This is a genomic window from Kitasatospora sp. NPDC059803, from assembly GCF_042732255.1.
Taxonomy (GTDB): domain Bacteria; phylum Actinomycetota; class Actinomycetes; order Streptomycetales; family Streptomycetaceae; genus Kitasatospora.
This window is the reverse complement of the sequence record NZ_JBHWIJ010000060.1, coordinates 1-13,779: the sequence shown is the minus strand read 5'-3', so window position 1 is coordinate 13,779 and position 13,779 is coordinate 1. Positions and strand designations below refer to the sequence as shown.

Annotated in this window: 10 protein-coding genes; 1 reads left to right on the top strand and 9 read right to left on the bottom strand. The window is 76.1% G+C overall.

What is annotated here, in order from left to right:
- Nucleotides 1-86 precede the first annotated feature (86 nt).
- Nucleotides 87-1,550: a lytic transglycosylase domain-containing protein gene (locus ACFV6I_RS13025; protein WP_380425024.1), complete on the bottom strand. Its 1,464-nt coding sequence runs from the start codon at nt 1,548-1,550 to the stop codon at nt 87-89.
- Between the two features lie 673 nt (nt 1,551-2,223).
- On the opposite strand from ACFV6I_RS13025, the gene ACFV6I_RS13020 reads away from it, so the two are divergent.
- Entirely contained in the window at nt 2,224-2,607 is a 384-nt protein-coding gene (locus ACFV6I_RS13020; protein ID WP_159398576.1) for a hypothetical protein, read from the top strand.
- Nucleotides 2,608-2,869: 262 nt separating this feature from the next.
- Here ACFV6I_RS13020 and ACFV6I_RS13015 read toward each other — a convergent pair whose 3' ends face one another.
- The 8 genes from ACFV6I_RS13015 to ACFV6I_RS12980 all read right to left on the bottom strand — a co-directional run bounded on the left by ACFV6I_RS13015 (nt 2,870) and on the right by ACFV6I_RS12980 (nt 13,489).
- Nucleotides 2,870-5,437 (bottom strand): ABC transporter permease, encoded by a 2,568-nt coding sequence (locus tag ACFV6I_RS13015; RefSeq protein WP_380425022.1) that lies wholly within the window; start codon nt 5,435-5,437, stop codon nt 2,870-2,872.
- A 30-nt stretch (nt 5,438-5,467) separates the two neighbouring features.
- Nucleotides 5,468-6,223: an ABC transporter ATP-binding protein gene (locus ACFV6I_RS13010; protein WP_380342858.1), complete on the bottom strand. Its 756-nt coding sequence runs from the start codon at nt 6,221-6,223 to the stop codon at nt 5,468-5,470.
- Nucleotides 6,224-6,380: 157 nt separating this feature from the next.
- Nucleotides 6,381-7,619 (bottom strand): sensor histidine kinase, encoded by a 1,239-nt coding sequence (locus tag ACFV6I_RS13005; RefSeq protein WP_380425020.1) that lies wholly within the window; start codon nt 7,617-7,619, stop codon nt 6,381-6,383.
- Between the two features lie 5 nt (nt 7,620-7,624).
- A complete protein-coding gene (gene cseB / locus ACFV6I_RS13000; protein ID WP_380342814.1) occupies nt 7,625-8,341 on the bottom strand; it encodes a two-component system response regulator CseB in 717 nt (238 codons plus the stop codon).
- Between the two features lie 319 nt (nt 8,342-8,660).
- The gene (gene def, locus ACFV6I_RS12995) at nt 8,661-9,305 is read right to left on the bottom strand and encodes a peptide deformylase (RefSeq protein WP_079135633.1); all 645 of its coding nucleotides are present in this window, start codon (nt 9,303-9,305) and stop codon (nt 8,661-8,663) included.
- A gap of 83 nt (nt 9,306-9,388) precedes the next feature.
- Complete coding sequence (locus tag ACFV6I_RS12990; protein WP_063347881.1) at nt 9,389-10,381, bottom strand: hypothetical protein; 993 nt, start codon at nt 10,379-10,381, stop codon at nt 9,389-9,391.
- 304 nt (nt 10,382-10,685) lie between these two features.
- Entirely contained in the window at nt 10,686-12,017 is a 1,332-nt protein-coding gene (locus ACFV6I_RS12985; protein ID WP_244293371.1) for an HD-GYP domain-containing protein, read from the bottom strand.
- Between the two features lie 23 nt (nt 12,018-12,040).
- The gene (locus tag ACFV6I_RS12980) at nt 12,041-13,489 is read right to left on the bottom strand and encodes an HD-GYP domain-containing protein (protein WP_380425018.1); all 1,449 of its coding nucleotides are present in this window, start codon (nt 13,487-13,489) and stop codon (nt 12,041-12,043) included.
- Nucleotides 13,490-13,779 lie beyond the last annotated feature (290 nt).

Genomic DNA, 13,779 nt, shown 5'->3' with positions numbered 1-13,779 from the left:
GACTGGTCTGGCACACCCGGGCCCGGGGGGGGGTCCCCGCCCCGCCCCCGCCCCGGGGGGGGCGGCCGTCGGCGGATGAGGCGGTGTCAGCGGGTCGGCGGGGCGGCCGAGGGGGAGAGGCCCGCGCTGGGGGTCGTGCTCGGGGCGGCGGAGGAGGGGGTGCCGCCCGGGGTGGGGGTGCCGCCGGGGGTCGGCGTCGCCGTGGCGCATCCGGGGGCGGCCGGGGTGCCGGTCGGCGTTCCGGTCGGGGTGGCCGTCGGGGACGGGCTGCCCGTCGGGGTGGTCGTGGCCGTGGCCGTCGGGCTCGGGCAGCCGGTGGGCGTTCCGGTCGGCGTCGTGGTCGGCGTCGTGGTGGGGGTGCCGGACGGCGTTCCGGACGGGGTGCCCGACGGAGTGGTCGACGGCGTGCCGGACGGCGTGGCCGGCGCGGTCGACGGCGGCGTGCTGCTGGGCGTGCCCGTCGGGGTGGTGCTCGGGTCCGTCGTCGGCTGCGCGGAGGACGACTGCGTCGGGGCCGGCGAGGTCGGCTGCGCGCTCGGCGAGGGCTGCCCGCCCGGGATCGGGGTGGTCGCGGGGGCGCTTGGCGTCCCGGTGGTGGCGCCCGGAGTCGTCCCGGTCGGGGGCAGCAGCGGCACGAGCGGCAGGAGCGGGGACGGCAGCGAGGCCGGCGGGGTCGAGGAGGCCGGGCGGTTCGGCACGGTGGTGACGGTGCCGCTGCCGTAGTGCGCCATCCAGTTGCGGACCGTCCGCAGGTACTCGCCCGAGTTGTTGTAGCTGAGGATCGCCCGGTCGAGCTGCGCCGGGTCGGCGAGGTCGCGCCCGCCCGCGCACAGGTAGCGGGCGGCGCTCTCGGCGGCGTCGAAGATGTTGTTCGGGTCGGCCTTGCCGTCGCCGTTGGCGTCCGTGCCCCAGGTCGCCCAGGTGGAGGGGATGAACTGCATCGGTCCGACGGCGCGGTCCCAGCGCGCGTCGCCGTCGTAGCGCCCGCCGTCGCTGTCGGGTATCGCGGCGAAGCCGTTGCCGTCCAGGGCCGGTCCGAGGATCGGGGTGAGGGTCGTCCCCGCCGCGTCCACCTGGCCGCCGTTGGCCTGGCCGGACTCGACCTGGCCGATCGCGGCCAGCAGTTGCCACGGCAGGTGGCAGCCGGGCGAGCGCTGCGCGGCCGAGGCCTCGGCCTGGCGGTAGGCGGCGAGCACGGTCGCGGGCAGGGCCGGGCCGGTGGCGGCGAAGGGGCCGGCGGTGGGTGCGCCGGGCACCGTGCCGGGCGGCTGCGGCAGTTGGACGGTGCCGCCGCCGTCGGCCGGGAGGCCGGTGCCGAAGGTGCTGCCGGCGCCGGCGGTCGGGCCGCCACCGGCCGGTGAGCCGGACTGGGAGGCGGCGGCGTCCGGCGCCGTCACGGCGTCGGCGGCCGCGACCGGGGCGAGCCCGAAGCCCGTCACCTGGGAGCCCGTCAGCGCGGCGAGTGCGGTGAAGGCCGCAGCCGTCCCCGTGACCCGCTTGCCGAGCCGCAGCCCGCGCCCGCCCTGCACCTTGCCGAACCTCGCCGTCATACCGTGCCCCTCCCCGTAGCCGTCCCGGCCCTCCCGGAACGGATGAACCGCCGTCATCGTGCCTGCCGCCGGCCGGCGGCTCCCACAGTCGCAACGATTAGTATCACGACGATCTGACGCGACAGGGGTGGCCGGAGGTTGCCCCGGCCCGGCACCGGCGTCACAAGCCGCATGTCACCAGGGGCGGGGGAACTGCCGCTCGGGCTCGGTTCGGGGCCGGATCCGCGCCGCGGCCGGGCGGGCCGATGGCCCTGCCGGGTAAGCGAGTTGGTGTGCGTGCGCGTCCCCCGCAGGTTCCGTCCGCAGGCCCGGTGGCGGCGCCGGAGGGGTGTCCGGGTCGGGTGTCGGCGGCATATCCCCTTTCTGCCAAGGGAGTTGACCGAGGGCGTGCCGGTGGTGGGCCGGGCGTGCAGGGGCCCGGACCGGCGGTCCGGGGCGCGGGGGTGGTGCGTGCGCGTCGTTCCGGGCTCCCCGGCGGCGCCCGCCGTCGACCCTCCTGACCTGCGTGGATACCGGCCGCCGGGTGGGTGTTTCCCTACCAGGGCGGGCGTGCGGACGCCAGGGGGCGGCCCCAACTCGCCCCTGGACGGGTGACGTTCTGGTGAAAAGGGCATGCCAGGAATCTCCGCCCGGCATGCTGTGCCCCGTGACCATGCGGATGGAGGCCCGGACTGTGAGCGCGAACCTGCCCGAGACCGTCGCCGAGGGAGCGGTCGTCCTGCCGACCCCCCCTCGGGTGGTCGACGACCTGGCCCGCGACCTGACCCAGGCCGCGGCCGCCGTCCGGGCGGTCTCGCGGGTCGCCCGCAGCGGTGGGGACCTCGCCGTCGCCGCGTACACCGCCGTGGTGTGCACCGGGCGTTCGGCCGCCCGCGTACTGGAGGAGGCCGCCGCCTGGTGCCGGCAGGCCCCCGGGGCCGAGGTGCACTCGCTGGCCTGGGCCCGGGTGCCGGGGCACCGCGAGGACGTGGACGAGTACCGCGTCACCCTCGCCGTCAGCTTCCCCGACGACGAGACCGGCGAGCACCTCGGCGACACCCATCGCGCCCGTCGGTGAGGAAGCCGGTGAGGAATCCGTAGGATGATCCCCATGGGTGATGGGGACGCGAAGCAACTGACGGGCGACCAGGCGCAGGACGCGACGGGCGAGGGGCCCCCCGAGGAGGGGGCGGGCCCCCCCCGCGGCGGCCCCGAGGGGCCCCCCCCCCGCGGGCGCGCCCCCCCGCGCGCGGGGGCGCTCTGGTGGGGGCCGGGCGCGGGGGGGGCGGACCGCCCCCGGGGGGCCGCGCGGGGCGGGGACCGTCGGGCAGGCGGGGCGCTCACGCCTCCGCGACCGCCTCCAGGGGGCTGAGGGTGGCTGCCCGGCGGGCGGGGAGGGTGGCGGCGAGGGCGCCGATGGTAAGGGAGGCGAGGCAGAGGAGGGCCAGGGTCCCCCAGGGCACGGCCAGCGTGTACTGCTTGACCGCGCCGCCGGCCAGCGCGCCGACGGCCCAGGCGCCGAACAGGCCGGCGGCCAGGCCGAGCAGGGTGCCGAAGGCCGCGACCGTCACGGCTTCCAGGCGGATCATCCGACGGATGCCCCGGCGGTCCATGCCGATGGCGCGCAGGACGCCGATCTCGCGCGTCCGTTCGGTGACGGACATGGCCAGGGTGTTGACGATGCCGAGGGCGGAGATCACGACGCCGATGCCGAGGAGCCCGTACATCAGCGTCAGCAGGTCGCCCATCGTCCCTGCCGCTTCGCGCACCAGTTCGGCCCGGTTCTGCACCTTCAGCAGCGGGTTGTTGCCGACCGCCGCCCGCAGCCCCTCTCCGGACGCGCTGTCGCCCCGGACGAGGATCCGCTGGACGGAGCCGGGCTTGAAGCTGTGCTTCTGCACGTCGCCCCGGGCGCCGACCGCGTCGTGGGCGGTGGGGTTGTCCTGGTAGACGCCGACGACGGTGTACCGCGTGAACTCCTCGCTCCGGCCGAGGCGGGCGTTGACCTGGCCTCCCGTGCTCACCCCGGTCTCCCGGGCGACGCTGCTGGAGACGGCGATCCGGCCGGGCCCGAGGTCCTGCGCGGAGCCGCTCACGAAGTCGAGCTTCAGCACCTGGCCGACGCCGTCCGGCTCTACGTCGGCCGGCTCCACATCGGCCGGGTCGATGCCGGAGATCTCGCGTACCTTGCCGCCGATGACCGCCGTGGAGTCGGCGACCGCGCTCGCGCCGCGCACCCCGGGGGCGCCGGCCACCCGCTGGACGGCGGCCGGGTCGATGCCGGTCATGGTGTCGCCGGTGCTGATCACGTAGTCGGCCGCGAGCCCGTCCGCCGTCTGCCGGTCGAGGGCCTGCCCGGTGGAGTGGCCGATGGTGGCGAGCCCGCTGACCAGTGCCGTGCTGATCAGCAGCGTGGCGGCGGTCGCCGCCGTGCGCCGGGGGTCTCGCAGCGCGTTCTGCCGGGCCAGGAGGCCGGCGACGCCGAACCGCCGGGTGAGGCGGCCCGTCAGCCGGATCACCGGGACGGCGAGGGTCGGCGCCAGCACGATCAGGGCGACGACCAGGACCCCGCAGCCGAGCATCGCGTTGCGCAGGTTCTCCTCGGAGGCGTCCTCGGCCGAACGCGCGAGCGCGGTCAGCAGGCCGGCGCCGAGCACGAGCAGCCCCACCCCGGCGATCGGACGCAGCCGTGAGCGCCCGCCGGGCGGCGCGGCCGCCGCCCGCAGCGCCTCGATCGGCGCGATCCGCGCCGCCCTGCGCGACGGCAGCCAGGCGGCCGGCACCGTCACGCCGATCCCGACGAACAGGGCCGCCGCCACCGGCCGGGGCCCGATGACGAGCGGGCCCTTCGGCACCTGGTTCCCGTCACCGCTCAGCAGTCCGGGCAGTACGGCCGCGATGCCGAGCCCGAGGGCGAACCCCGCCATCGACGCGACGACCCCGACCAGCGCCGCTTCGGCCAGCAGTGAGCGCACCACCTGGCGCCGTGTCGCGCCCACCGCCCGCAGCAGGGCGATCTCCCGGGTGCGCCGGGCGACGAGCATGGTGAAGGTGTTGACCACAAGGAACGAGCCGATGAACAGCGACACCCCGGCGAAGACCATCGGCAGCTTCTGGTAGCCCCGGGTCAACGTGCCGACGTAGAGGGCCTGTTGGGCCGCCTGCGCCTGTCCGGTGGTGACCTCGGCCGTGCCGGGCGGCAGGGTGGCGGCGATCCGCTCCGCCAGCTCGTACTGGCCGGCGCCCGGTCCGGCGGAGACTTCAAGGCTGGTGTAGTTCCCGGGAGTTGCGAACAGCCGCTGTGCGGTGGCCCGGTCGAACAGGGTGAGCGTGCCGCCGGCCGTGACCCGGGTGTCCCCGGTGGTGACGGTGCCGACCAGGCGCGCGGTGAGGGCCGGGCCGTCCGTGGCGAGCGTGATCGTGTCGCCCACCCGGTACCGGCCGGCGGCCGCGGTGCCCCGGTCGACGGCGATCTCGTCGGCACCGGCGGGGGCCCGCCCCTCGACCACGGGGTAGCGGACGTCCTTGCCGTCGCGCCCCGGGACGTAGGCGGCCGCGAGGTTCGTACCCCGCTTGACCCGCAGCGGCCTGCCGTCGGCCGCGTTCAAGGTGGCGCTCCCGTCGACCGACGGCCGTACCGCCGCGACGCCGGGCACGTCCGCGAGCCTGCGCGCCAGCACGTCGGTCAAGACGCCCGGCTGGTCAGGAGTGGCGACGGGCTCCTTCGCGGTGACGCTGACCGCGACGTCGGCGAAGGTGCGGGACGCGGCCGCCCGCTGGACGGCGGCGGTCGAGTCCGCGAAGACGAGGGTGCCGGAGACGAAGGCGACGCCGAGGCAGACCGCGAGGACGGTCATGAGCAGCCGGGCCTTGTGCGCCAGGACGTTGCGCAGGGCTGTGGTCAGCATGATCAACTTTCGGAAGTGGCGGGTGCGGGGTCAGCCGGCGAAGGACTTCATGACGTCCAGCACCCGGTCCGGCGTCGGGTGCGCCATCTCGTCGACCAGCCGCCCGTCGGCCAGGAACACCACCCGGTCCGCGTACCCGGCGGCCACCGGGTCGTGGGTCACCATGACCACCGTCTGCCCCAACTCCCTGACGGAGCCGCGCAGGAAGCCGAGCACCTCGCCCCCGGCCCGGGAGTCGAGGTTGCCGGTCGGCTCGTCGCCGAACACGATCGAGGGCCGCGCGACCAGCGCCCGGGCGACCGCGACGCGCTGCTGCTGCCCGCCGGACAGTTCGGCCGGCCGGTGGTCGAGGCGCTGGGAGAGCCCGACCATCGACACCACCCGGTCCAGCCACTGCCGGTCCGGCGTGCGCCCGGCCAGCGACAGCGGGAGCGTGATGTTCTCCAGCGCGGTCAGGGTGGGCAGCAGGTTGAACGCCTGGAAGATGAAGCCGACCCGGTCCCGCCGCAGCCGGGTGAGCTGCCGGTCGCCCAGGCCGCCCAGCTCCGTCGTGCCGATCCGCACCGACCCCGACGTGGGGGTGTCGAGCCCGGCCGCGCAGTGCATCAGGGTGGACTTGCCGCAGCCGGACGGGCCCATGATCGCGGTGAACTCGCCCTCCCGGAAGGCCACGCTGACCCGGTCCAGGGCAGTGACCCGGGTGTCGCCGCCGCCGTAGGTCTTCGTCAGGTCGACGACGGCGGCCGCGACCCCGGGGGTCGCTTGCAGGGCAAGGGGGTTGGCGATCACGGGAGGGGCTCCTGTCCGAAGGCGCGAGTCGAGGTGCGGGTCAAGGTGCGAGTCGGTGCACTTCGAAGGGTGTCCGGGGCACGTATCAGGCCCCTGCGCCGCCGTGTATCAGTCCCCGCGCCGCTTCGCAGCAGTCCCGTAGCAACTGCCGCGGTCAGCCCGGCAGCCGCAGCGTCGCCACCGCGCCGCCGTCCTCCGCGTTGTCGAAGCGCAGCTCCGCCCCGAGCAGCCGGGCCTGCCCCAGCGCGATGGTGAGCCCCAGCCCGTGGCCCGTGCCGCGCTCGGCGGCGCCGGTGTGGAAGCGGCGCGGGCCGTGGCGCAGCAGGTCCGGTGGGAAGCCGGGGCCGTGGTCGCGCACGACGACCGTACGGTCCTGGACGGTGACCAGGACGGGGGCGGCCCCGTGCCGGTGCGCGTTGACGACGAGGTTGCCGACGATCCGTTCCAGCCGCCGCGGGTCGGTCTCCACCGTCCGCTCCGCCGCCACGGCGATCTCGGCCTCGAACCCGGTGCGCAGCGCGGCCTCCCGGACGACGGCCGCGAGCGGCACCCGGGCCCGCGCCACCTCCTCCGCCCCGGCGTCCAGCCGCGAGATCTCCAGCAGGTCCTCGACCAGCCCGCGCAGGTCCCGCACCCGCGCCCGGATCAGGTCCTCGGTCTCGCCGGCCGGCAGCAGGTCGACGGCGGCCAGCAGTCCGCCGACCGGTGTGCGCAGCTCGTGCGCCACGTCCGCGGTGAACTGCCGTTCGGAGCGCAGCCGTTGGCCGAGGCTGTCGGCCATCAGATCCACCGTCGCCGCGATGTCGGCGACTTCGTCGCCGCCTTTGGTGGGCCCGGTCCGGGCGTCGAGGTCCCCGGCGGAGATCCGGCCCGCCGTCTCGGCGACCCGCCGCAGTCGGCGGGCGAGCAGTCCGGCCCCGTAGACCGCGGCCGGCGTGGCCGCCGCGAGCGCGACCAGCGAGGCCACCGCCATCGCCGCGTCCAGCCGGGGCAGGTCGGAGAGCTGCGGTGCCAGGTTGACCCGGAGGGCGAGGACGGGGCTGCCGGGCCCGCCGGTGCGCTGGGCGGCCCAGTAGCTCGGGCCCGAGTTCCCTTCGGCGTGCCCGTCGTAGGCCGTGTGCCGTTCGCCGTCGGCCGGGTGGCGCAGGGCGGCGGGCAGGTCGACGGGGTCGAGTTCGGCGCCGTCCGCCAGCGATCCGGTGCGCCGGTAGACGTCCATGGCCGAGTAGACGGCATTGAAGGCCTGCGCCTCGGCCCGGCTGCGGATGTCGTGCGCGGTCCACAGGTGCACCAGCACCCCGACCGCCGCCGCGACGAGGCAGGCGGTGGCGGCGGCCAGCGCGGCGATCTTCCAGCGCAGGGGCGCGCGGGCGGGCCGGGGAGTCGTGTGCACCGCTCTCAGCGCCTGAGCTTGTAGCCGAAGCCCCGGACCGTCTCGATCCGCTCCCGGCCGAGCTTGCGGCGCAGCCGCTGCACGCACAGGTCCACGACCCGGCTGTCGCCGTCCCAGCCGTACTCCCAGACGTTGCGCAGCAGGGTGTGCCGCTCCAGCACGACGCCGGGGTGGGCGGCGAACTCCAGCAGCAGCTTCAGCTCGGTCGGGGTCAGCGCCACCGGCGCCCCGCCGACGGACACCTCCATTCCGGCGGTGTCGACGGTGAGGTCCCCGAACACCAGGACGTCCCCGTCGGCGGCTCCGGGCGAGGGCGCCGGGACGGGTGGCGCGTACGTCGCCCGCCGCAGCAGCGAGCGGATGCGCGCCACCAGCACGTACGTGTCCACGGGCTTGACCACGTAGTCGTCCGCCCCGGCCTCCAGGCCGGCGACGACGTCGAGGCCGTCGCCGCGCGCGGACATCATCAGGACGGGCACCAGGCTGGTCTCCCGGACCTTGCGGCACAGGCCGATCCCGTCCAGGCCGGGCAGCATCACGTCCAGGATCAGCAGGTCGAACTGCTCGTCCCGGAACAGCTCCAGCGCCGTGAGGCCGTCCGCCGCGGCGCGCATCCCGTAGCCGTAGCGTTCCAGGGCGACGGTGAAGGAGCGGCGCATCAGCTCGTCATCCTCGACCAGCAGCACGCGGACGGGGTGCGGGGGCGGCGTGGGCGAGGGCACGGGCGGACGGCTCCTGCTCGGACGGCGACGGGTGACGGACGGCGACGGACAAGGGCACGATACGGCAGATATCGGACGCCCCGGCCTCCTCGCCCGCATCGACGTCAGGCCGCGCGCTCCCTGATACCCGGCGGATACAAACCCACCGTCGAACCCCCCGCCGCACCCGCCACCGATCACCCCTTGACCGACCCGGCGGTCAGGCCCTGGGCCAGGTAGCGCTGGAGGCGTCAGGAGCGGGAACGCCAAGAACGGGAACGCCAAGTGCGGAAACGCAAAGGGCCGGGACGCCCGTCGCGCCCCGACCCTTGACGGTTCGTCAGTCGTTCGCCACGGTCGCGTACCGCGCGGTGCCCTCGGCCATCTGCTTCAGCGCGTCCTTGCGGTCCCGCTTCGACAGCTTGTCGATGTAGAGGGTGCCGAACAGGTGGTCGGTCTCGTGCTGCAGGCAGCGGGCGAAGAAGCCGGTGCCCTCGACCCGGATCGGCCGGCCGTCCTTGTCCACGCCGGTCACCGCCGCGTACTCCGGGCGGGGCAGCTCGGCGTACGCGCCCGGCACCGACAGGCAGCCCTCGTTGCTGTCGTCCAGCACCCGCCGGCGGTCCGCCGGGTACTCCTCCAGCTTCGGGTTGATCACGTGGCCGATGTGGCGCACGCCCTCGTCGTCCGGGCAGTCGTAGACGAAGACCTTCAGGTCCACGCCGATCTGATTGGCCGCCAGGCCCACGCCCTCGGCCGCGTACATCGACTGGAACATGTCGTCGATCAACGCGGACAGCTCACCGTCGAACGCGGTGACGTCCTTGACCTCGCGGTGCAGGACCGGGTTGCCCACCACGGTGATCGGACGCGCGGTGCCCTTGGAGAGGTCCGGCTGCTCGCCGACCACCTTCAGCGGGGCCTCGTCGGCCGCCGACTCCTGGTCGTGGTCGTGGTCGTGCTGGTGGTCGTGCTGCTCCGCCATCGCTGCTTATCCGCTTCCGCTTCCGAGAATGGTCCAGGTATTCGGCTCTCGCCGGGTACACCGCTCAAGGGTAAGCGGCGCGCTCAACAGACTTCCTCCAGATCGCGGTACGCCCGCGTGCCGGGCGAGGCCGCGGCCCAGCGGTCCAGCAGCGAGCGGACCAGCAGGGCGGGCGCGGCGATCCCGCACTCGCGCTCCACCAGCCATGACATTCCGGCCTCCCCGCCCTGGCTGAGGTGGCTGAGGTGTCCGGGGTGCGCGGCGTCGCCGTCGTCGTGCGGGTCGTGGTGGGCGGTGTGCCCGTCGTCCGTGGCCATCCGGCTCTCCGAACAGGCCCGGCAGAGCAGCCGCACCGAGGACGTCCAGTCCTCCGCCGCGTAGCCGGCGTCCGCGACGACCCGCTCCAGCGCGTCCCGGTCCCCCGCCGTGGCGGCCTGGAGCAGCACCACGTAGGTCGGCACCGGGGACGGCGCCCACAGCTCGATCTCGTCGAACACCGGGTAGGCGACCCCGTCGGTGACCCGCTCGCCGTGCGGGGCGCCGTCGTGCAGCACCACCTCGCCCCAGCGGCGGCCGGAGGAGGGCAGTGGGATGGACAGCACCTCGATCCGGGCCGGGTCCAGCCGGCGGCCCCACACCACCTCGGACTCGCCGTCCGGGGAGAGCCGCACCGGGGTGGTGCCGAGGTCCAGGCTGACCGGGCCGTCCGGCTGCCCGCCCGGGCCGCCGGGCAGCTTCAGCCCGTACGCCTGCCAGGCGCGGCGGGCCAGCGGCCAGTCCTGCAAGGCGGTCGCGGTGATGCCGAGGTTCCACCAGTCGGGGGCGCCGTGCTCGCGGTCCAGCAGAGCGACGGCCCGCAGCCCGGCCGAGCGGGCCTGCTCCCAGTCCCGGCGGAACTTGTGCAGCAGGGCGAGGTTGAACCAGGAGTCGGACAGCCAGGGCTCCAGGTCGGCGGCCATCACCAGCAGCGCGCCGGCGTCCTCGTAGCGGCCGTCGCCGATCAGCGTGAAGGCCCGGTCGGTCGTCTGCCGCCAGGTGGCGGACGGCCGGTGCCGTGCCCGGTGGAAGATCCTCACGTTCGTCCCTGCCGTCGTCGTCCGCTCAAGTCCCGTACCGCCGCGTCCGGATCCACTTCCGCGGGGGTCCGGGGCACGGTGCCCCGGGTCGGTGTTCCACGCTACGACCGCATCCAACCACGCCCGCCCCCGCCCGCGCTCCCCACCGGCGAGGTTGGGGCCGCCCCTACCCAGCCTGCCCGCCCGGCCGCCCCGCCTCAACCCCGGCGCAGGCCCGCCGGTCCGCGGCGCTCCGCCGGTCCGCCCCGCGGCACTCGACGGGACCCGGGCCGACCATCGGACTTCGGGCCCGCCTGGACAGGCCTTAGCCGCCGACCCGGGCCAGCGCGTCCACCACCCGGGCGTCGTACACCCGGCCGCGCCCCAGCCGCAGCACCTCCAGCGCCTCCAGCCGGCCCACCGCCTCGCCGACCCCGCGGCCGCGGGCCGCCGTCAGCAGGTCGTCGTGGGCGTTGGCCACCCGGATGATCCGGGCCGCCAGCGGCACCGCGCCGTCCCCGCCGGCCGTGCCGAGCACCGGATCGGCCAGCCGGGCGACCTGCTCGGCGACCTGCCGGGGCACCCCGGTGCGGCGGATCACCTCGCTGCCCAGCCGGGCGATCCGCTGCTGCTCGGCGCAGGGCAGCAGCGCGGTCGCGCCGTCCGGCACCGGCTCGACCAGCGACAGCTGGCCCACGTCGTGCATCAGCGCCGCGTACTCCAGCAGGGCGAGTTCCCGGGTGCCCAGCCCCAGCTCGCGCCCCAGCGCGCACGCCGTGTCCGCGACCCGGCGGGCGTGCCCGTGCGGGGTGTAGCCGGCCACCTCGGTAGCCCGGGCCAGGCTGGCGATGGTCTGCCCGGTGGTGGCCCGCACGGCCGCGGCCCGCCGGAAGGACACCTGGGCGAGCAGCAGCGGGGTGCAGAACAGCGGCAGCGCCCACAGCCCGACCTCGCCGGCCGCCAGGCTGACCAGCATCCCGGTGGCGACGATCGCCGAGCCGATCCCGAACAGCGAGCGCAGTTCGTCCTCCAGCGCCGCCGGGAACCGCAGCCCGCCCTCCAGGCCGGCCGCCGACCGGCGCAGCAGCGCCGCCAGGGTCGCGTCGCAGAGCGCGGCCAGCGCGGCGACGGCGGTCAGGAACACCCCGTACGCCGGGCCCTCGGGCGAGAAGCGGTCGACCAGTCCGCCGTTGTAGAGCGGCTGGAAGACGGCGGCGGCGAAGCCGACCCCGAGCAGCCGGCGGGCGGCGCTGTCCCGCCGGGCCGGGTCGGCCCAGGGCGGGCGCCGGTGCGGGCGGCCGGGGCGGGCCCGCTGGGTCAGGCCCGGCCGGCCCCGGCCCGGGCGGCACGCCCTGAGCCAGGGCAGTGCGAGGCCGGGCAGCCAGGCCAGCAGCAGGCCGACGCCGGTCACCGCGACCACCTGGAGCATCCCGTGCGCGGTGGGCACCCCGCGCAGCGGCCCGAGCAGGGCGTACGCCAGCGCGCCGGCCGCGCCGATCGGCGCCTGTTCGCGGTCGCCCGGAAGGGTGATCCGGACGCACTCGCCGAGCGCGATCAGCGCCGTGAACGCCAGCGCGACCCTCGCCCCGGCCACCCCGCGCACCGCGACCGCGCCCACCGCGAACACCAGCAGCGCGGCCGCCGCCGCGTGCACCACGCGGGCCTCCCGGCCGGCCGCGGTCACGGCTGCCCGGCCGTGGGGACGCTCCCGCCCTGCGCGGGCACCCGGCCCGGCGCCGCCCGCGCCGGCTCGGGCACCCCGAGCGGAATGTCGGGGACGGCCCGGATGCCGTCCCCGGGCGGCGGCAGCACCGGCTGCCAGTCGTGCCCGGCCAGCGCGTCGATCAGGGCCCGGACCATCACCGGGTCGAACTGGCTGCCCGAGCAGCGCTCCAGCTCCGCCACGGCCTCGGCGACCGGGCGGCCGCGCCGGTAGGAGCGGGTGGAGGTCATCGAGTCGAAGGCGTCGGCGACCGAGATGATCCGGGCGAACTCGGGGATCTGCTCGCCGACCAGCCCGCTCGGGTAGCCCCGGCCGTCCATCCGCTCGTGGTGGTGCAGGATCCCGGCGTGCGCCTCGCCGAGGAAGGCGATCCCGCGCACCAGCTCGTACCCGTACACCGGGTGGATCTCGACGGCCCGCCGCTCCGCCTCGCTGAGGGGACCGTTTCTGCGCAGCAACTCGGTGGCCACGCCCAGCTTGCCGACGTCGTGCAGGATCCCCGCGAAGCGCAGGGTGCGCAGCCGCTCGGCCTCCATGCCGAGCTGACCGGCGATCAGCACCGAGGCCCGGCCGACCCGTTCGCTATGCCCGCGGGTGTACGAGTCCTTGATCTCCACGGCCTGCACCAGCGACTGCACGGTGGCCTGGTGGGCGTCCCGCTCGCGCTGGCCCTGGGCGAACACCCAGGCCGAGATCGACAGTGGCAGCAGCGCCAGCAGCGCCGCGAACGCCCCGTACGGGCCCTGCCAGAGCACGGCCACCATCAGGCCGCCGGCCGCGTGCACCAGCACCGGCAGCCCGCACACCGCGACGGCCCCGCGCAGCAGCACGACGGGCCGGCGGTCCTCCGCGAGCATCAGCATCGCGCCCACCAGCACCCCGTTGACCAGGCAGAACGTGACGACGGCGGCGAAGCCGGGCAGCAGCGCGGCCGGGAAGCGGGAGCCGAGCAGCAGTTGCGGCCCGTGCAGCAGGTGGAAGGCGGCCGCGGAGGCGAAGGCGCACAGCGCGAGCTGGGAGCCGTTCCACAGCTGGCGGGTCCGGCAGCCGTGCCCGGCCGGGCCGCCGAACACCGCGGCGGGCACCGCGACCAGCGCGGCGGCGGCCGGCGGCAGCATCAGCACGCCGGCGAACAGCACCGGGAAGAAGGCGTTGACCCCGGGGCGGGAGAGCGCCCGCTCGGGCGGCGGCGGTCGGCGCAGCAGTCGGCGGACCAGCCGCAGGCAGGGCGTCGGCAGGCCCTGGGCCAGCGACTCCCAGCAGCCGTGCAGGAAGGCCAGCAGCCCGACCTTGGGCCAGTCCACCGGGGCGCCGAGCCAGCGCGGGAGCCCGGGCGGCACGCCGGTCGGCAGCAGTGGCAGCAGGCAGCACAGCGCCGCCACCGGGACGGCCACCAGGTAGCGCATCGCCCCCTCCGGCAGGGCCGCGTCTTCGCCGTCGATAGCGATCTCGACCTCCCCGACGTCCGGGCCCGCGTTGCCTCAGCTCGCCGGGCGGACCGGCGGTGAGCGTCCGTCAGGAGGATAGGCCGCCACCCGGGCGCAAGGACGCATGATGGCGCGACGACGCTGCTGGCGCACCGCCAACTCACCCGAACGAGTGAGGGGCGCACGCAAGCACAACGGGAGCGGGGGGGGGGGGGGCCCCCGCCCCCGCCGGGGGGGCGCCGGGGCGCGGCGCCCCCCCCCCCCCCCCC